Origin of the sequence: Alcanivorax sp. IL3 (genome assembly GCF_047495465.1) — a bacterium.
GTDB classification, from domain to species: domain Bacteria; phylum Pseudomonadota; class Gammaproteobacteria; order Pseudomonadales; family Alcanivoracaceae; genus Alcanivorax; species Alcanivorax jadensis.
Genome location: NZ_CP179931.1, coordinates 2,496,633 through 2,514,930 on the forward strand (window position 1 = coordinate 2,496,633; position 18,298 = coordinate 2,514,930).

Here is an 18,298-nt window from a genome sequence, read left to right on the forward strand (position 1 = left end):
GTTGCCGCCCTATGCACATGTCAGAAGCGTAAGAGGCGGTTCGCCATGCAAGCATAGCTCCTACAACCGATCCTGCTGACCCAGCTCTCCCCGTAGGAGCTATGCTTGCATGGCGAACCGCCTCCATCTCGGACCATTAAGAGCCCGCTGATTTCTTAAAGCCAGGCCGCATCCCAATAGGGGTAATCCCCTACCCGCTTCACCAACCCCGCCCGGAGCGGGTTGGCGATAATGTATCTCGCAGTGGGCAAGAGGTCCTTGTCTGCGCGCAGTGCATGATCATGAAAACCTCTCTGCCAGAGTGACATACCGGTAAGCCTTGAGGTGCGGCTTTTGATCATTCTGACAGTTTGCGACAGCGCATAGGTATTCTGTAGGGAGAACAGCCAATGCATGTGGTCCGGCATAACCACGTAACACCAGGTATGGCTGGCCGCTATCTGATCAGAATATTGAATAGCCCTGCAAAGATGACGGGCTATTTGATGATTCTGGAAAAAGGGTGATCTGGCTGCAGCCACACAGGTGACTAGATAGGTTTGTCCGATTTGGCTGCACCGACCTTTGCGCAGATTTTCACCCTGAAAGATTGTCGTCATGCCGCCAGTTTTCATGGCGTAGCGGGAAAGCGGTATCGGTAATATCTTATTTTTCTGTAGGAATCAGGCTTTACGGCCTGGGGATATCTGAAAGATTCGTGGAATAAATCGCCGGTATCGTGTGCTGAACCGGATTGGGGTGGTTCGCCATGCAAGCATAGCTCCTACAAAAAAACGCCTGGGCCTTAGACAAAAAAAGCCCGCCATAAGGCGGGCAGCTGTCACTTGCGTCGAGGAAAAGCTTGGCTGGGGGAGCAAGCTCCCGCCAGCCTTATTGTTATTTAGAACTTGTGTTCCATGCCCAGGCCGAAGATGGTTTCTTCTTCGTCAGCCAGGTCGAAGTCGAGCTGGGTACCGTAGACATAGACTTTGCTGGCTTTGGCCAGTTTGTAGTCTGCGCCCAGGCTCACTTGGGTAGCTTCTTCTTTGGACACGTCACCTTCGGTCATGCCGTACTGGGCTTTCAGCTTCACACGGTCAATCTTGAACGCACCGCTCAGGACGTAGGACGTTTCTTCACCCTTGTCCATACCCGCGACAGATTCAACCTCTTCAGCCACCTGGAACAAAGCGCCCAGTTCAAAGTTACCCGGCTTCAGGCCTACCGCAACACGAGTGATGTCGATGGTCGGGCTGTTACCGGTTTCATCGGTGATCAGCTCGTCGGACATGTCCATATCTTGAGAAATGGCACCGTAAAACATGTCTTTTTCAGCAACCAGAGACACGGAGATGGTGTCAGCCAGGCCGGTTTCCGGATCGCCGTCGCCGTCCAGATCGTTGTTTTCTGCAGGAATGAACGCAGCGTTCAGGGTTACGAGGTCAGCCAACGCAGGAGTGCTGTACTGGATGATGTTGGAAACCCGGTTTTCGCCAGACAGTACGTTCTTGATATCACCGCCGATATCGTTGAACTGGTCGATTTTGCCCTGGGCTTTTTTGGTCGGGGTATCGAATTTACCGGCCTTCAGTGTACCGAAGCCACCTTGCAGACCACCGAAGATGTTGCGCTGGGAGAAGGTCTGACCGCCCTTGTCGCCATCATCCACGCTGATCTCGAACTCAGCCTGGTAGATGGCTTTCAGGCCAGCTACGTCCAGGTCGAAATCACCTTTAACACCCAGGCGGGAAGCGTTGCTGTTCAGTTCCCAAGCGTCTTCACTGGGGTTTACGCCATCATCAAACTCAGCGTTTTCCAGGGAAATGTTTACTTTACCGTAGACAGTCGGACCGTCAGCCAGAGCCAGGCCCGGAAATGCAACGGCAGCCCCCACAGCGATCGCAAGCAAATTCTTTTTCATTCCAACACTCCTTCAATCAGGCAATATTTTGTATGCAAAGCAACAGCGTGAATGAGACCTCTTGGTTAAGAGGTATCGTTTACTGCTTGGTGGCGCAGTATGGGGAGTTAGAGTGACGGAAAAGTTGCTCAAATGTGAAGTTTTTGTTTCAGGGGGAACTTTCTTCAGTTGACAGCTACGCGTGAACCCTGAGTGTTTATCTGAAACGCAAGAGGCCGCGCCCATCACTAGGACGCGGCCTCTTGCGTTTCAAAAGCTGACCCGTCATTTCGCGACGCTGTCAACTGTCCACTGATTTCGCTTTCTGCCAGGCGGCTTCGAGGGCGTCGTCGTCCAGGGTATTCAGCGGTTCGGGCTGGTCCTCCTCCATTTGCCGGAAGCGGCGTTCGAATTTGGCGGTGGCCTTGCGCAGGGCCTGTTCCGGGTCCAGCTTCAGGTGGCGGGACAGGTTCACCAGGGTGAACAGCACATCGCCGAATTCATCCTCAATGTCAGCACGGTCGCCACTGGCCAGGGCTTCATCCAGTTCTGCCATTTCGTGGTCTACTTGGCGGCGCACCGGTGGTGTTTCCGGCCAGTCGAAGCCGACCTTGGCGGCTTTCTTCTGCACTTTGCTGGCCCGTTGCAGGGCCGGCAGACCAGCGGGGACGCCATCCAGGGCGCTGTCATGGGCCCTGCCCTTGGCGGCCCGCTCCTGTTGCTTGATCGCCTCCCAGTTGACCTTCACGGCCTGCTCGTCGGCGGCATCCGACTCGCCGAACACATGGGGATGACGGCGCACCATCTTGTCGCACAGCACCTGAACCACGTCGTTGAAATCGAACAGTCCCTGCTCCCGGGCGATTTGGGAATGGAACACCACCTGCAACAACAGATCTCCCAACTCTTCCTTCAACTCCGGATAATCCCGCTGGGCAATAGCCTCGGCCACCTCGAAAGCTTCTTCGATGGTATAGGGCGCAATGGAGTCGAAGTCCTGCTTCACATCCCAGGGACAGCCGCTGTCCGGATCGCGCAGTTGGGCCATGATGGACAGCAATAGATCTATGGAGTGGTTTGGCATGCCTTCCCCTGATTTGGTAGCGGCCCTACTTGTGATCAACGTTGGGGGATTAAGTTGACAGTTGATAGTGGACAGTTGACAGCTAAACCTCGAAACCCCATCCCATGGCCGCTGGTTTTAGCTGTCAATTTTCAACTGCCCACTGTCAACTATCATTTCTTGTACCGCCGCACCTCAAGCACACCCTTGAGCTGGTCCATCTTGGCCAGCACCTTGCCCAGGTTGCCGAGGGTGGCGATTTCCAGGGTGAGGAGCATGGTGGCGGTGTTGTCGTCCTGGTGGGACTGGGTGTGGACAGCAGTGACGTTGACCTTTTCGTTGGCCAGTACCGCGATCACATCCTTGAGCAGGCCCTGGCGATCCCAGGCACGAAGGAAGACATCCACCGGGTAGGTAATGCGGTCAGCTTCGCCCCAGGTGACTTCGATAACCCGGTTGGGGTCATCGCCCTGCATGGCCAGCAGCTTTTCACAGTCGGCCCGGTGTACGGTGACGCCGCGCCCATGGGTGATAAAGCCCATAACCGGGTCGCCGGGGACCGGCTGGCAGCAGCCGGCCATGTGGGTGAGCAGATTGCCCACGCCCTGGATGGTCACATCGCCGGTTTTCGAGGCTTTGGGCTTGGACAACACCAGATCCAGTTCCCGCTGGCTGTCATCCGGCTGCAGGGACTGCACCTGATTGACCACATGCCCGGGGCGCAGGTCGCCGGCGCCCAGGGCCGCCAGCACGTCGTCGCCGGTTTTCAGGTTCAGATGCGGGGCCAGGGCATCCAGGTCCACCTTGTCCAGTGCCAGGCGAGACATCTCTCTCTCGAGAATGGCCTTGCCCTGAATGATGTGTACGTCGCGATCCTGGCGCTTGAACCACTGGTGAATGCGCGCCCGCGCCGAGGACGTGGCCACGTAGCCCAGCGACGGGGTCAGCCAGTCGCGGCTGGGGCCGCCCTCCTTGGCGGTGAGGATGGTGACCTGCTCGCCGGTGTTGAGGGTGTAGTTGAGCGGCACGATGTGGCCATTGATCTTGGCACCCCGGCAGCGGTGCCCCACTTCGGTGTGGATGTGATAGGCGAAGTCCACCGGAGTGGCACCAGCTTCCAGGTCCACCACGTGGCCCTCGGGGGTGAACACATAGACCCGGTCGCTGACCAGGCCGTGGCGCAGCTCGTCCACCATGGTGTCCGGGCTGTCTTCGCCCAGTTCTTCGTGCCATTCGAGTACTTGGCGCAACCAGGCAATACGCTGCTCGTAGTCGCTGACGCCGCTCTTGCCCTTCTTGGCGCCTTCCTTGTAGCGCCAGTGAGCGCACACCCCCAGCTCCGCCTCTTCATGCATGGTGAAGGTACGGATCTGGACTTCCAGCATCTTGCGTTCCGGGCCCACCACGGCGGTGTGCAGGCTCTGGTACCCGTTGGCCTTGGGGCTGGCGATGTAGTCGTCGAATTCCTTGGGCACGTGCTGCCACAGGGAATGGACGATGCCCAGGGCGCCGTAGCAGTCACGCAGTTCCGGTACCAGCACCCGCACGGCGCGCACGTCATAGACTTCGCCGAATTCCAGGTGCTTTTTCTGCATCTTCCGCCAGATGCTGTAGATATGCTTGGCCCGGCCATGGACCTCGGCGCCGTGGATGCCGTTTTTCTCCAGGTAGCCACGCAGCTGCTCCAGCACATTATCGATGTACTGTTCCCGGGCCAGGCGCTTTTCGTCCAGCAACTTGGCGATCTTCTTGTAGGCGCCGGGCTGCAGATAGCGGAAGGACAGATCCTCCAGCTCCCACTTGAGCTGCCCGACCCCCAGACGATGGGCCAGGGGCGCGTAGATATCGAAGATTTCCTGGGCCACCTTGCGCTGGCGCTCGGGCTCGGATTCCTTGACGGCACGGATGATCACGGTGCGCTCGGCCAGCTTTACCAGGGCCACGCGCACGTCGTCGACCATGGCCACCAGCATCTTGCGCATGTTGTCGAGCTGGCCATCCTGCTGGCCGAGCACCGCCTTGCGGGTGGGGTTCAGGTTGGTGCTGATGGCGGCCATGCGCAGCACGCCTTCGATCAGGCGAGCCACGTCCGGGCCGAATTCCTTTTCCACTTCCGGCAGAGACATCTGCCCTTCGCGCACGGAGCGGTAGAGGATGGCAGCAGGTAGTACGTCCGTATCAGCGCCCAGGTCCACCAGCACTTCGGCCATTTCCAGGCCGATATCCAGGCAGCCCTTGCCGTAGGGCCAGTGGCGACCGGCGGCTTCCCCCGCCATCTGACACTGCTCCGCCCGCTCACAGGCCTGCTCCAGTGCCTCGCCGTTGCGTACCGGGGCCTGGGTATCCAGCTGCGCCAGCCAGTCACGCCAGTGACCGGTAGCGCCTTCTGTGGGGCGGCGTACTGTTACCATGATCCTCTCCGAAGCGCCGGACACCTGCCGCGAGACGCTAAACGCAGAAGGCATCTCCGCGTATGGCGTCCGCCGTCTGGCGTCCAGCGCATTTTATTTCTTCTCAAACACCGCAATGGATTCCACGTGGGTGGTGTGAGGAAACATATCGATCACACCCGCCGCTTTCAGACGGTACCCCAGTGCGGTGAGTTCCCCGGCATCGCGCGCCAATGTGGCCGGATTGCAGGATACATAGACGATCCGTTTCGCACCAAAGCGGGGCATCAGTTTCATCATTTCCAGCGCCCCGGTGCGCGGTGGGTCAATCAGGATACGATCATACTTGCGGTTGGCCCAGCTTTGCCCGGCCACATCCTGACTCAGATCCCAGGCGTGGAATTCCAGGTTTTCCAGGTCATTGCGGCGGGCATTCTCGTAGCCACGCTCGACCATGGCCCTGCTGACTTCCACGCCCACCACCTTGCTGGCCCGCTTGGCCGCCGGGATGGTGAAGTTACCCAGGCCACAGAACAGGTCCAGCACGGTGTCTTCCGGGGAGATGTCCAGCAAGTCCAATGCCAACGGCACCATCTTGCGGTTGATCTCTGCGTTCACCTGGGTGAAATCTGTGGGGTGGAAGGCCAGTTCCACATCGGCGGAGGGGTGGCGATAGTGGAGCCGCGCCTCGTTATCTGCCCCTGTCAGCGCCGGCCAGATACGGTGGACGGTACTTTCGTTGCCAGGCTGCAGGTACAGATGCCAACCCAGAGGCTGGCAGAAATCCAGAAACGCCTGTTGATCTTCATCAGGCAGCGGGTCTAGGTGGCGGATGATCAACGCCACCTCGTCGTCGCCGGCGGCCAGTTCGATCTGCGGAATCCGGCTGCGGCTCTTGAGGCCATGCATCAGGGTACGCAGGTCAGAGAGGCGATGGCCCACGGATGGAATCAGCACTTCGCACTGCTGCAGCTGGGCGATGAAGCTGTTGCGCTTTTCCCGGAAGCCCACCAGGGTTTCGCCTTTGGCTTCCACGTATTTGACGCCCATGCGGGCCTTGCTGCGGTAGCCGGTGACCGGGCCGGTGAGCGGTGCCAGCCACTCTTTCGGTTCCAGCCCACCGAAGTGCTGCAGCTGCTCGCGCAGGACGGCTTCCTTGCGGGCTAGCTGCACATCCGGGTTCATGTGCTGCAGACTGCAACCACCGCACAGGGTGCTGTGCTGGCACGGGGGCTCGACCCGATCCGGCGAGGCCTGAACAATTTCTACTGCCTTACCCTCGTCGAATTTGCTGCGCATGTAGGTGAACTTGAACATCACCTCTTCGCCGGGCAGGGCGTTGTCGATAAAGGTGGTCTTGCCATCACGGCGGGCAATGCCGCGGCCGTCGTGGCTGAGTGATTCAATGCTGGCGGGTTCCGGGGTTTCCGGTAGCTGCTTGCGTTTTCGGGCCATGAAGATCTCTTGTCATCGATTATGCTGTTGGAACCTTGCTTGCAAGGCGAAGGGGTATACCGGGCCCTTCGCCTTGCAAGCAAGGCTCCAACGAATTCTTGGGAGGGCTGGTTAACCCTGCCAGGCTTCCAGGAAGCCGAGGAAGTGCGGGTGGCCTTCGGCTTTCAGGTAATCCTTCAGCAGGGTCAGTTCCTGCTCGTAGCCGGTGGGGTCCAGTTCGCCGCGCATCAGCTGGAAGCGCAGGTAGACCAGCCAGGTGTTGAGCACGTCGGTTTCACAGTAGTCGCGAATGCCCTTGAGGTTACCTTCCTGGAAGGCATCGAATACCTTGCCGCCGCTCATGCCCATCTTGCCGGGAAAGCCCAGCAGGGTGGCGATCTGGTCCAACGGGGCGTTGGCCCGGGCGTTGAACAGGGCCAGCTGATCCATCAGGTCCAGGTGGCGCTGGTGGTAACGGCTGAGGTAGTTGTTCCATTTGAAGCTGGAGTCTTCATTACCGGTTTCCCAGTAACGACGGGCCTGCACGCCATGCTTGAGCGCCCGGTAGTGCAGCACCGGCAGATCAAACCCGCCCCCGTTCCAGCTCACCAGGTTCGGCGTGAAGCGGTCGATGCCGTCGTAGAAGCGCTCAATCAGCTCCTTCTCGGTGCTGTCTTCGTCTCCCAGGGACCAGACTTTGACGCCCTGGGTGGAGCGCAACACCACGGAAATGGCGACGATACGGTGCAGATGCAGGCGCAGGAATTCGGTGCCATTTTCCTGGCGGCGCAGGTTCAACAGGGCACTGGCTGTGTCCTTGTCGTTCAGACCGTCCAGGTCATAGATGCGTCGTCCACCGTCCAGGTCGGGGATGGTCTCGATATCGAATACCAGTACGTTCATTCAGCTCTCCAAAATGGCAAGGGCCCGCTTCAGGTAGCGGGCATCCAGCGTCAGGCTTCTTGCTGGAACACCCCCGTGGACAGGTAACGGTCGCCGCGGTCACAGATGATGGCCACGATGACAGCGTTTTCAAGCTCTTCACTCAGGCGCAGGGCCCCGGCAACGGCACCGCCGGACGAGACGCCACAGCTAATGCCCTCTTCCCTGGCCAGCCGGCGCATGGTGTGTTCGGCCAGGGCCTGATCCATATCCATTACCCGATCTACCCGGGAGTCATCGTAGATGGACGGCAGGTATTCCTTCGGCCAGCGACGGATGCCGGGGATGGACGAGCCTTCAGTGGGCTGCAGGCCGACAATCTGGATCGCCGGATTCTGCTCTTTCAGGTACATGCTGCAGCCCATGATGGTACCGGTGGTGCCCATGGAGCTGACAAAGTGGGTAACGCCACCGTCGGTATCACGCCAGATCTCCGGGCCGGTGCTTTCATAATGGGCCATGGGATTGTCCGCGTTGGCGAACTGGTCCAGCACCCTGCCCTCGCCCCGGGCCTGCATGGCCTGGGCCAGATCACGAGCGCCTTCCATGCCCTCTTCCTTGCTCACGGAAATCAGCTCGGCGCCGTAAGCTGCCATGGCGTCACGGCGTTCCTGGCTCTGGTTGGCGGGCATGATCAGTTTCATGCGGTAGCCACGCATGGCGGCGGCCATGGCCAGGGCAATACCGGTGTTACCGCTGGTGGCTTCGATGAGGGTATCGCCGGGTTTGATCTCGCCCCGCGCTTCGGCCTTCATGATCATGTTCAGGGCCGGACGATCTTTCACCGAGCCTGCAGGATTGTTGCCTTCCAGCTTCACCAGAATGGTATTGGTGGTGTCGCCCGGCATCCGCTGCAGGCGAACCAGGGGCGTATTGCCCACGGTCTGTTCGATGGTTTTATGGTTCATGGCGCGCATTGTACCTAAAGCGACAACACGCAACACGCTTCATGTACCCAACGGCATACTGGACATTGGCGGGGAAACACCCGTTGGAACGTAGCGCAGCGGAGTAACGCCCGGCAGGGCGGCGAAGCGAATAACCTTGCTCGCAAAGCGAAGGCCACAATCTGCTGCCGTGCCTGCTGGCAACCCTTCGCCTTGCGAGCAAGGCTTCAACGGCTGCTAAAACGAAATGGCAGGGTCCGTGGCAGCTGCCCCTATCTCAGGCATAATGGGCGAAAACAACAGCAAGAACGGGGATTCATGGTCAACCAAAGCCTGCGCTCACGCCTGATGTTCATGGCCATTTTACCCGCTCTGATGGCGGCGCTGGTGGTGGGTGGCTATTCCCTGGTGAATCGGCTGGTGGATGTGCGCGATACCAATGCCCAGCGCCAGCAGCTGGTGACCGACAGCTTTGCCGCCCGCCTGGAAAGCACCCCCATCACTGACACTGCTCGCCAGCAACAGTTGTTGCGCCAGTTGCTGGAAGCCGAAGACGTGCGTGCTGCCACTCTGAACTTCAGTGGTGATAATCCTACTCTCCATGCCGGGCCAAGACTGCGTCCGGTCACCAGCATTAATCAGAAAGACAGTCGGCAACGGCTGGTTACCGATACCAGCTGGCAACTGACCCGCAATATCAACCCCGGGGAACCGGCCATCTTAACTGTGGAATTTACCCGCCAGGGGGAATACGTCTCGACCCTTGAAGGGCTGATCACCGTGATTCTGGTGATGGTGGGCCTGATGCTGTTGGCCATGGTGCCCGCTCTGCGCTTTTCCCACCAGCTGACAAACCCGATCGGGGAAATGGTGGCAGCCGTGCGGCGCATTCGCGACGGTGACCTGAGCATGGCCATTCATACTCAGGCCAAGGGGGAGCTGGCAGAGCTGGAGACTGCCCTGCGCCAGATGGTGTCGGCACTGGCCGATGCCCAGACCGAGCTGCAACAGAACGTGGACCAGGCTACCCAGGATCTTCGCGAAACCCTGGAAACCATCGAGATCCAGAATATCGAGCTGGACATGGCCCGCAAGGAAGCGCTCAAGGCCAGCCAGATCAAGTCGGAATTCCTGGCCAACATGAGCCACGAAATCCGCACCCCGCTCAATGGCATCATCGGCTTTACCAAGCTGCTGGAAAAATCCTCCATGAGCCCCCGGCAGCAGGATTACCTGGGCACCATTCACAAGAGCGCCGATTCGCTGCTGGCGATCATCAACGACATTCTGGATTTCTCCAAGATCGAGGCAGGCAAGCTGTCGCTTGAGCATACCCCGCTCAACCTGCACGATCTGATCGAGGATGTGCAGACCCTGCTGGCCCCCATGGCCCAGGACCGGGGCCTGGAACAGGCTGCCATCATCTACTCCGATGTGCCGGTGAACCTGCTCGGTGACCCGCTGCGTATCCGCCAGGTGCTCACCAATCTGCTCAGCAATGCCATCAAGTTCACCGAGCAAGGCTCGGTGGTGGTACGCGCCATGCTGGAGGAAGACCGGGGTGCAGAGGCGATTATCAAGCTGACGGTGACCGATACCGGCAACGGCCTGAGCCAGGAGACGCAGAAAAATTTATTCAGCGCCTTTACCCAGGCAGACCAGAGTGCCCGCCGCCAGGAAGGTGGCACTGGCCTGGGGCTGGCCATCAGTAAACGCCTGGTGGAAGGCATGGGCGGCGAGATCGGCATCGACAGCAGTGAGGGCCAGGGGTCCACCTTCTGGTTCACCCTGCGTGCTGAGCGGGACCCGAAACAGCGCCCGTCTCCCCATCTGGAACACTTCCGGGGCCGCACAGTGACGCTGGTGGAAACCGACGAATATGGCCGACTCGGTCTGTATCACATGCTCAGCCACTGGCAGATGCGCATCAACGAATTCCACAGTCTGGATGACCTGATGGCCGCGCTGGACCGGGGGGAACTGGTCAACAGTGATTTTCTCATCGTGGGCCTACCCGCCCACCCGCAAAAACAGAGCATGCAGCCAGTTCTGGATAATCTGGCCGCCCTGGGCCAGCCCATGCTTGCCCTGAGCAATAACCCGGAAACCGTGTGCCGCTGGCTGGAGCACTATCCCCATTGCCAGGTGCAGGGCAAACCGGCCACCCGCCAACGTCTGTTCAACGCCCTGCTGGCCTTGAGTGGCGAACTGGATAGCAGTGAGCTGGATGCCCACACCGACAACCGGCTAGATTACCCGGTATCGGTCATGGTGGTGGACGATCACCCTGGTAACCTGAAGCTGGCCAGGGTCTTTCTGGAAGAGTTGGGCGCCATCGTCACGCCCTGTAACAGCGGCCAACAGGCTCTGGATGCATTTCGCGACCAGGAGTTCGATCTGGTGTTCATGGACATCCAGATGCCGGGCATGGATGGCAAGGCCACGACGGCCAGAATACGCGAACTGGAAACCCCCGGTTGCCACACCCCCATCGTTGCCCTGACCGCTCACGCCCTGGAAAGCGAACGCCGGGATCTGCTCGACAGTGGTCTGGATGACTATCTGAGTAAACCGATTACCGAAGGGCAGCTTCGCCACACTCTGGAACAGTGGGTAATGGAAAAGCCTCACCAGCCCCTGCCCGATTCAGGGGAAGATAGTGAACCGGACAACGACAAGGTATTCGATGAGGACCTGGCCCGCCGCCGTGCCGGTGGCCGGCAATCGCTGGCCGATGAAATGCTGAAAATGCTGTTGGACAGTCTGTCAGAAGACCGGCCGGCCATTTCTTCTGCCTTCGACAGTGGCGACCAGGAAACCCTGCTGGAACGCGTTCATAAACTCCACGGCGCCACCCGTTACTGTGGCACCCCACGCCTGGAGACAGCAGCGAAGACCCTGGAAGAAGCCCTGAAAACCGGCACCGGCCGGGAGTCCCTGGCACCAATGGTCTCGGCACTCTGTGACGAGATCTGCGCGCTGGAGCATCTATGGCAGGATCAGGGGGAGGAAGTGTCTAGCTACTAGCTTCTAGCTTCGACGCGGGCTCCGCCGTGCAGGCTCAAGGTGCGTTGCCGCGCCTGTAGGAGCGTCGCTCGCGGCCCGATTCGGGCATTGGCGAAGGTTGATGATGTAGGAGCACCTCTTGAGGTGCGAACCGAGCGTAGCGAGGCAACAGAGGCCAACGTCTATCCGCCGTTCTTTCTGGAACCTGTCGAGCGCTGAAAGTCCTGATCGCCCTGCGGGCGATATCCGCGCAAGCGCGGTTCGCGGCTCAAGCGGTATTATTCGCTTCGCTCACCCTTCGGGCCGCACGGAACTACGTGCGTTACTCCGCTGCGCTACGTTCCTACAGCGGCTTCGTAGAAATGCCCACGTCCGGGAACCTTCTAACCTTTCCCCATCCAACCAGCGTAGCTTGTAGCTTGTAGCTTGTAGCTTGTAGCTTGTAGCTTGTAGCTTGTAGCTTGTAGCTTGTAGCTTGTAGCGACTCCCTCAAACCCGCACTTCGGTCTGCACCTTTTTCGCGGCGCGGCCCATCATCTCGATGATCTTTTCCCGTTCGCGTTTTTTCAGTTCGGCGCTTTTGACATGCAGGCTGAAACCTTCGGCTTCGAAGTCCACCTCTACCGGCTTTTCTTGTTTCAGATCCGTGGCGGACCGGGCCAGGGTCTTGAGGATGGAGTTCTTGTCAAAATTGCGAATACGCTCCAGATCCAGATGGATGCCGAAGCCCTGGGTCTCCGCAGAAACATAACGATTTCGGGCCCCGGCATCCTTCTTGGCACCCATGGCTTCAAATACGGGAATCGGTCGATTGAACCCCTTGACCTGAATGTCGCCGATATTGCGGCACTGGATGCGATCTTTTACCAAGTCCTGGGTAGCTTCGGAAATCAGCACGCCGCCAGGGCGGCAGGCGGATTCCAGACGGCTGGCCAGGTTCACATCGGTGCCGAGAATGGTGTAGTCCATCCGGGAGTCGGTACCGAAGTTGCCCACCGTCACGTAGCCGGTGTTAATGCCGATGCGAATTTCCAGCTTGTGGTCGATGCCCTCACGCTTCCAGCGCTGACGCAGCAGTTTCATCTGCTCCTGCATTTCGATGGCCATCATTACGCAATGGAACGCATCCTCCTGGGCGCCGGCACTTTTCGGGTCACCGAAAAACACCATCACCGCATCACCGATAAACTTGTCGATGGTGCCTCCATGGCGGAGGGCAATGCGGGTCATCTCGCTAAGGTAGGCATTGAGCATGCTGGTCAGGGTTTCCAGCGGCAGCTCTTCAGAAATGGCGCTGAAACCCTTGATATCGGAAAAGAATACCGTCAGCCGCTTGCGGCGGGTTTCCAGCTTGGCATCACGCTTGCCGGAAAAGATCGAGCCCCATACCTGCGGTGGCAGATACTTGGCCAGCTTGCGAGACATGTCCACCGCCTGTTTCTGCTGACGACGCACTGCATCCTGGGCCTGTTTCAGGTAACGGGCCTGCAGGTGCGCAAAGGCGGAGGACGCGCCCACATAAATGCCCAGCCCGAGCAGTGAGATGACTGTCAGCAGCACTGGCGACTGTTCCACCGGCAAGGCGGGGAAACCCAGGATCCAGCCCATCAGCAGGGCGCCAATGGCTGTCATCAGCAGGTTCAGCAACCAGGGTTTCAGACCACCGCTGCTGACCGCATTGGCGTGGACAATGATCAGCAATACCAGCGAAGGCACCAGGGCAAAATGCAGCAGAGCGCACACCACCCCGATGATCATCGCATCAGCCTGCATCAACAGTTGATGCACCGGCTTTTGCGGTCGATCCTGTCTCTCCGCCAGGAACAGCAGCCCCTGGGCTATCAACGGATAGACGAGCAGGCCCGCCACACCAAGCATATACAGCTGGGGATACAGTTCCAGCTTCAGACCCGCCATGAGAATCGTGGCGGCCACAAGGAAAGCCAGTAAACGGATGTAGTTAGCCTGACGGCGTGCCCGCTCCATTGGACCGATCTGGGATCGGCGGGCTTTCTTTTTGGTTGAACTTGTCATGTGAACCGATTCACGTCATTTGCGAGAAGCTTATCTCTTTCCCATCTAAGAAAAAAGACTGGCATGATCAAAGGTGGCTTGTAGCCTACCTAATGCCTTTACACCGCTGAGCCGGGTTGCTCGCCATGCAGAGCCGTGAACCTTGAACGTGGCCCAGCAGGCCTTACGGCCCACGCCGTACCTGGAGATATTTTCAGCGACAACTCAGTGATGTAGAGGCATTAGGTAGGCTCCCCCCTTTGACTGGGAGTTATTTTCAAATCGGGCTACCATGGCGCCCCTGTACAAGGAGCCCTGAATGGACACCATCACCGCCCTCACTACCCGTGTTTCCAGCCCGCGACTGGACCAGCCCGGTCCCAGCGACGAGCAGCTCGACCTGTTGCTGCGTGCTGCCATCCGTGCACCGGATCATGGTCTGTTACGTCCCTGGCGCTTCATTGTGCTGGAAGGCGAACAACGGGAACGGCTGGGCGACATCATGGAAGCGCAGCTGCTGGAAGATCAGCCCGAGGCCGACTCGCGCAGCCGGGCCAATGCCCGCAACAAGGCCCTGCGCGCGCCCACCATTCTCGTGGCGGTGGCTGAAGTCACTGAGAACCACAAAATTCCGGTGTGGGAGCAGGTGCTGGCCGTGGGGGCTGCTGTGCAGAACATGATGGTAGCCGCCTACGAACTGAACCTGGGCGCCATGTGGCGTACCGGCGCTCTGGCCAACTCCGATCTGGCCAAACGCATGCTGGGCTTTGCCCCCAAGGATCAGGTGGTAGCCTATCTGTACCTGGGCACCCCAGTGGGCAACCTGAAGAACCTGCCCGACGATTCCCCCGCCGACTTCATTCGTACCCTGCCATGATGGATCTGGATGCGTTCGCAGAACGGGTCCGCGACGCCATACCACTGACGCGGCATCTGGACTTCACCTTCGCCGGATTCGACGGCCTCAGTCTGGTCGTCACCGCCCCCCTGGGGCCCAACCACAACGACAAGGGCACCTTCTTCGCCGGCAGCCAGTCCGCACTGCTGACGCTGGCCGGCTGGGGCCTGACAACCCTGCTTGCCCAACAGAGCGGCCACCCGGCCGATGTGGTGGCTGTGGAAACCTCGCTGGAATACAAATTACCTCTGGACGGTGATCTACAGATTACTGCGTCCATCAGCGAAGAGGATCGGGAGCGTTTCGCTCAGCGCCTGAGCCGCCGGGGCAAGGCCACACTACGCATTCACGCCAAAGGCACCGACGTCGACGGCAAGGTGGTTTGCCTTTATCAGGGCCTGTACCTGGCAAGAACCTGAGCCCCTGACGCAGAAATGCTCAAACCCTGACCAACCAGGCGGCCGGGCGCTTGCCTCAAGCCCCACCCTCCGGTACTCTACGCGCCCTCAAGAGTTGGCCAGAAGGCTCTTGAGCACAATCAGTTTAAGGTGGGGTGTCCGAGTGGCCGAAGGAGCACGCCTGGAAAGTGTGTATACGGAAACGTATCGAGGGTTCGAATCCCTCCCCCACCGCCAAATAAAGAAAGCCCCGCAATGCGGGGCTTTTTTGTGGGCGCATAACCCTATGACGGTTTCTCCCTGCAAAACCGCTACTGATGAAAAGTCTTCCGCCATCCGTTGGAGCTATGCTTGCATGGCGAACCTTCTCCACCCCTTCGCCATGCAAGCATAGCTCCAACGAAACACTCCATCCCCCTCGAACGCCCTTGTTCCCGCTACCTCCTCCTCGCTAAAGTAATCCGATTACAACAGGGGATCGCATCATGACCAACACCACCGGCTGGCTGGGCCGACTGGAAACGCTGGGCAATAAACTGCCCCACCCTACCCTGCTGTTTGTCTGGCTGTGCCTGTTGTTACTTCCCCTCACCGCCGTACTCGGAGCGCTGGAGCTTTCCACTCAGCATCCGCTCAGCGAGGAGACAGTGACAGCGCGCTCGCTGGTGGACGGAGACGGCATCCGCTATCTGTTCACCTCACTGGTGGGAAACTTCACCGGCTTTGCGCCCCTGGGTATTGTGCTGGTGGCCATGCTGGGGCTGGGCGTCGCCGAGCAATCCGGGTTGCTGTCAGTGAGCCTGGCCAGCCTGGTACGCCGGGCCTCCGGCCGCACCCTGGTGATCACGGTAGCCTTTGCCGGAGTCCTCTCCAGCCTTACCGTGGACGCCGGCTATGTGGTTCTGATTCCGTTGGCCGGGCTGGTGTTCCAACTCGCTGGCCGCTCCCCCATTGCCGGTATTGCCACCGCCTTTGCGGCAGTATCCGGCGGTTTTAGCGCCAACCTGCTGGTGGGTCCGGTGGATGCCACCCTGGCCGGCCTGTCCACAGAAGCCGCCCGTATTGTGGACCCGACTCGCACCGTGGATGCCACCGGCAATTACTGGTTCATTATCGTCTCCACCTTTCTGGTTACAGCGTTGGTGACTCTGGTCACCCAGCGCATCACCGAACCCCGGCTGGCCAGCCAGCCAACGGCAGAGACCTCCGCCCCCCAGGTGCCAACCAGCCACCCCAGTGCCATGAAATGGACTCTGGCAGCACTACTGATCCTGCTGGTAGGCATCGCGTTACTGGTGCTCCCGCCAGAGGCTCCCTTGCGCCACCAGGACACAGGTGGCGTGCTCGGCTCGCCGTTCATTCATGGACTGGTGGTGATAGTGGCGCTCATCGCTGGGGTGTGTGGCGGGGTGTATGGACGTGTCAGCGGCCAGTTTCGCAATGCCGGCGATATCATTACCGCCATGGAAACCACCATGGCCTCCATGGCCGGTTACCTGGTGCTGATGTTCTTTGCCGCCCAGTTCGTGGCCTGGTTCAACTATAGCCAGCTGGGCTTGCTATTGGCCATCGAGGGCGCCTCCTGGCTAGGCAGCCTGACACTGCCCAACGTGGTGGTGCTACTGCTGTTCCTGCTACTCACCACCCTGATCAATCTGTTGATCGGCAGCGCCTCGGCCAAGTGGTCCATCCTGGCCCCCATCTTCGTGCCTATGCTGATGCTGCTGGGTATTTCGCCGGAAGCCACCCAGGCGGCCTACCGGGTGGGCGATTCCAGCACCAACATCATCACCCCGCTGATGCCCTATTTCGTGCTGGTACTGGGCTTCGCCCGCCGCTACCAGCCAGACACCGGCATCGGCACCCTGATCGCACTGATGCTGCCCTATAGCCTGACGCTGTTGTTGGGGTGGTCGGTATTGCTGGGGGTATGGATCGGGTTTGGCTGGCCGTTGGGGCCAGGATGAGTGGCAAATTTAAAGTTGAAAGTTACAACGCGAATTGACTCTTTTCATATCCAGAAAGCAAAGAGGCCGCGCCCAAATCCCGGGCGCGGCCTCTACCATTCAAACTGCACGTAATGTTAGCTCGCGTTGCAACTTGAAACTTTCAACTTGTAACTGCTACTTGATCAACCGAATGGTCAACGGATAACGATAGCGTTCCCCGCCATTGGCTTTCACTGCGGCAATGATGGTCATTACCAGCCAGAAGATGCCGATGATCGGTAGCAGAAGACCGCCAATGACCACGAACATCAGCAGGAAGGCGATAAAGCCGGCAATGGAGATGGTGATGTTGAAGTTCAGTGCTTCCTTGCCCTGATCATCGACAAAAGCGCTGTCATCTTTCTTTACCAGCCACATGATCAGTGGCCCCAGTATATTGCCGAATGGCACCACCAGACCCGCCAGTGCCAGCAAGTGGCAGGCAAGGCCCAGGCTGCGCTCTTCCTGTTTGGGTTCACCCTGGGTCTGTTCCAGATCGGACATTGTTCGCTCCTTGATAACGATGTTGGCTTGGTGATGTTGTTACTGACGGATGGTGCGTCGGTTCGGCAACGGCTGCTCGCTGTTGGAGCGGAACGGATTGATATCGATGCCACCACGGCGGGTAAAGCGACCATAGACGGTCAGGTGACGCGGGGAGCACTGGCGCATCAGGTCCACGAACATCTGCTCGATGATCTGTTCATGGAAGCCCTGATGATTACGCAGCGACACCACGTAACGCAGAAAACTGGCCGGGCTGATGGCACGGCCGGTATAGCGCACCACTACTGTGGCCCAGTCCGGCTGGTTGGTCACCGGACAATGGCTACGCAGCAGGTGGGAATAGAGTTGTCCGGTTTGTTCGGCACCCTGGTCACACAGCAGCAGGTCGGGCCGGTATTCATAGTGCTCGAAACCGATATCGATGTTATCCACGCACTGACCGCGATCTTCCCACACCGGAAAGCCGGCGGATTCTTCCAGGGAATGCAGCAACACTTCCATATTGCCACCGACCGTTTGCGCCACATCCTTTTCAATCGCGGCGCGCACCTGATCCCGGTTTTCAAAACGGGTGTTGGCAAAGGAATTCAGATACAGCTTCAGCGATTTGGATTCCACAATGTTGGGGGTGGTGCAGGGAATGCGCAGCTCGCACAGGGCCACCACCGGCTTGCCCTTTTCATTGAGCCAGGACAGCTCGTAGGCATTCCAGATATCCGTGCCGTGGAACGGCAGGCTGGTATCTTCATCGCCCAGCGCTTCCAACTCCAGGGATTCCCGCGCATCCCAGCGCGGCACCGGGCACAGTAGCGAGGGCGTGTACTCATCTACATAATCGCTGGATCGCCCCAGCGGTGTTTCCTTCAAGTAGCTCATGGCAACCTCTTGGTACT

General features: G+C 59.2%; 14 protein-coding genes and 1 tRNA gene. 5 read left to right on the forward strand and 10 right to left on the reverse strand.

Annotation, left to right across the window (positions count from 1 at the left end):
• Window positions 1-155: 155 nt before the first annotated feature.
• From ACMG4M_RS11580 to cysM, 7 genes are all read right to left on the reverse strand, one after another.
• Window positions 156-614, reverse strand: coding sequence for an REP-associated tyrosine transposase (locus tag ACMG4M_RS11580; RefSeq protein ID WP_414430043.1), 459 nt, complete (start codon window positions 612-614; stop codon window positions 156-158).
• Between the two features lie 266 nt (window positions 615-880).
• A complete protein-coding gene (locus tag ACMG4M_RS11585) occupies window positions 881-1,900 on the reverse strand; it encodes a porin (RefSeq protein ID WP_272997020.1) in 1,020 nt (339 codons plus the stop codon).
• A 280-nt stretch (window positions 1,901-2,180) separates the two neighbouring features.
• Window positions 2,181-2,963, reverse strand: coding sequence for a nucleoside triphosphate pyrophosphohydrolase (gene mazG / locus ACMG4M_RS11590; RefSeq protein ID WP_414430044.1), 783 nt, complete (start codon window positions 2,961-2,963; stop codon window positions 2,181-2,183).
• Between the two features lie 152 nt (window positions 2,964-3,115).
• Window positions 3,116-5,353 (reverse strand): GTP diphosphokinase, encoded by a 2,238-nt coding sequence (gene relA, locus ACMG4M_RS11595; RefSeq protein ID WP_414430045.1) that lies wholly within the window; start codon window positions 5,351-5,353, stop codon window positions 3,116-3,118.
• 93 nt (window positions 5,354-5,446) lie between these two features.
• Window positions 5,447-6,787, reverse strand: coding sequence for a 23S rRNA (uracil(1939)-C(5))-methyltransferase RlmD (gene rlmD / locus ACMG4M_RS11600; RefSeq protein ID WP_414430047.1), 1,341 nt, complete (start codon window positions 6,785-6,787; stop codon window positions 5,447-5,449).
• Between the two features lie 111 nt (window positions 6,788-6,898).
• Window positions 6,899-7,669: a 3'-5' exonuclease gene (locus ACMG4M_RS11605; RefSeq protein ID WP_035246819.1), complete on the reverse strand. Its 771-nt coding sequence runs from the start codon at window positions 7,667-7,669 to the stop codon at window positions 6,899-6,901.
• A gap of 50 nt (window positions 7,670-7,719) precedes the next feature.
• The gene (gene cysM, locus ACMG4M_RS11610; RefSeq protein ID WP_414430048.1) at window positions 7,720-8,616 is read right to left on the reverse strand and encodes a cysteine synthase CysM; all 897 of its coding nucleotides are present in this window, start codon (window positions 8,614-8,616) and stop codon (window positions 7,720-7,722) included.
• Window positions 8,617-8,913: 297 nt separating this feature from the next.
• Between cysM and ACMG4M_RS11615 the strand changes: the two genes are divergently transcribed.
• On the forward strand, window positions 8,914-11,622 hold the full coding sequence (locus ACMG4M_RS11615) for an ATP-binding protein (protein ID WP_414430049.1): 2,709 nt from the start codon (window positions 8,914-8,916) through the stop codon (window positions 11,620-11,622).
• Between the two features lie 468 nt (window positions 11,623-12,090).
• On the opposite strand, the gene ACMG4M_RS11620 is transcribed toward ACMG4M_RS11615, so the two are convergent.
• Window positions 12,091-13,635 (reverse strand): adenylate/guanylate cyclase domain-containing protein, encoded by a 1,545-nt coding sequence (locus ACMG4M_RS11620; RefSeq protein WP_414430050.1) that lies wholly within the window; start codon window positions 13,633-13,635, stop codon window positions 12,091-12,093.
• A gap of 298 nt (window positions 13,636-13,933) precedes the next feature.
• On the opposite strand from ACMG4M_RS11620, the gene ACMG4M_RS11625 reads away from it, so the two are divergent.
• The 4 genes from ACMG4M_RS11625 (at window position 13,934) to ACMG4M_RS11640 (ending at window position 16,877) form a co-directional block, all read left to right on the forward strand.
• On the forward strand, window positions 13,934-14,491 hold the full coding sequence (locus ACMG4M_RS11625) for a nitroreductase (protein ID WP_035246814.1): 558 nt from the start codon (window positions 13,934-13,936) through the stop codon (window positions 14,489-14,491).
• A complete protein-coding gene (locus ACMG4M_RS11630; RefSeq protein ID WP_414430051.1) occupies window positions 14,488-14,931 on the forward strand; it encodes a YiiD C-terminal domain-containing protein in 444 nt (147 codons plus the stop codon). Before ACMG4M_RS11625 ends, ACMG4M_RS11630 begins: the two co-directional genes overlap by 4 nt.
• A gap of 128 nt (window positions 14,932-15,059) precedes the next feature.
• Window positions 15,060-15,147 (forward strand) — tRNA-Ser (locus tag ACMG4M_RS11635).
• A gap of 248 nt (window positions 15,148-15,395) precedes the next feature.
• Window positions 15,396-16,877 (forward strand): AbgT family transporter, encoded by a 1,482-nt coding sequence (locus ACMG4M_RS11640; RefSeq protein WP_414430052.1) that lies wholly within the window; start codon window positions 15,396-15,398, stop codon window positions 16,875-16,877.
• Window positions 16,878-17,033: 156 nt separating this feature from the next.
• On the opposite strand, the gene ACMG4M_RS11645 is transcribed toward ACMG4M_RS11640, so the two are convergent.
• Together ACMG4M_RS11645 and queF are read right to left on the reverse strand one after the other, a co-directional pair.
• Complete coding sequence (locus tag ACMG4M_RS11645) at window positions 17,034-17,402, reverse strand: DUF4870 domain-containing protein (RefSeq protein WP_414430053.1); 369 nt, start codon at window positions 17,400-17,402, stop codon at window positions 17,034-17,036.
• A gap of 39 nt (window positions 17,403-17,441) precedes the next feature.
• Window positions 17,442-18,281, reverse strand: coding sequence for an NADPH-dependent 7-cyano-7-deazaguanine reductase QueF (queF, locus tag ACMG4M_RS11650; protein WP_272961904.1), 840 nt, complete (start codon window positions 18,279-18,281; stop codon window positions 17,442-17,444).
• Between the last annotated feature and the right edge of the window lie 17 nt (window positions 18,282-18,298).

Excerpts from the sequence above, each read along its gene's own strand:
- ACMG4M_RS11580 (WP_414430043.1), bottom strand. The coding sequence starts at position 614 with ATGAAAACTGGCGGCATGACGACAATCTTTCAGGGTGAAAATCTGCGC.
- cysM (WP_414430048.1), bottom strand. The coding sequence starts at position 8,616 with ATGAACCATAAAACCATCGAACAGACCGTGGGCAATACGCCCCTGGTT.
- rlmD (WP_414430047.1), bottom strand. The coding sequence starts at position 6,787 with ATGGCCCGAAAACGCAAGCAGCTACCGGAAACCCCGGAACCCGCCAGC.
- ACMG4M_RS11625 (WP_035246814.1), top strand. The coding sequence starts at position 13,934 with ATGGACACCATCACCGCCCTCACTACCCGTGTTTCCAGCCCGCGACTG.
- ACMG4M_RS11630 (WP_414430051.1), top strand. The coding sequence starts at position 14,488 with ATGATGGATCTGGATGCGTTCGCAGAACGGGTCCGCGACGCCATACCA.
- ACMG4M_RS11605 (WP_035246819.1), bottom strand. The coding sequence starts at position 7,669 with ATGAACGTACTGGTATTCGATATCGAGACCATCCCCGACCTGGACGGT.
- ACMG4M_RS11585 (WP_272997020.1), bottom strand. The coding sequence starts at position 1,900 with ATGAAAAAGAATTTGCTTGCGATCGCTGTGGGGGCTGCCGTTGCATTT.
- ACMG4M_RS11640 (WP_414430052.1), top strand. The coding sequence starts at position 15,396 with ATGACCAACACCACCGGCTGGCTGGGCCGACTGGAAACGCTGGGCAAT.
- mazG (WP_414430044.1), bottom strand. The coding sequence starts at position 2,963 with ATGCCAAACCACTCCATAGATCTATTGCTGTCCATCATGGCCCAACTG.
- ACMG4M_RS11620 (WP_414430050.1), bottom strand. The coding sequence starts at position 13,635 with ATGACAAGTTCAACCAAAAAGAAAGCCCGCCGATCCCAGATCGGTCCA.
- queF (WP_272961904.1), bottom strand. The coding sequence starts at position 18,281 with ATGAGCTACTTGAAGGAAACACCGCTGGGGCGATCCAGCGATTATGTA.
- relA (WP_414430045.1), bottom strand. The coding sequence starts at position 5,353 with ATGGTAACAGTACGCCGCCCCACAGAAGGCGCTACCGGTCACTGGCGT.
- ACMG4M_RS11645 (WP_414430053.1), bottom strand. The coding sequence starts at position 17,402 with ATGTCCGATCTGGAACAGACCCAGGGTGAACCCAAACAGGAAGAGCGC.
- ACMG4M_RS11615 (WP_414430049.1), top strand. The coding sequence starts at position 8,914 with ATGGTCAACCAAAGCCTGCGCTCACGCCTGATGTTCATGGCCATTTTA.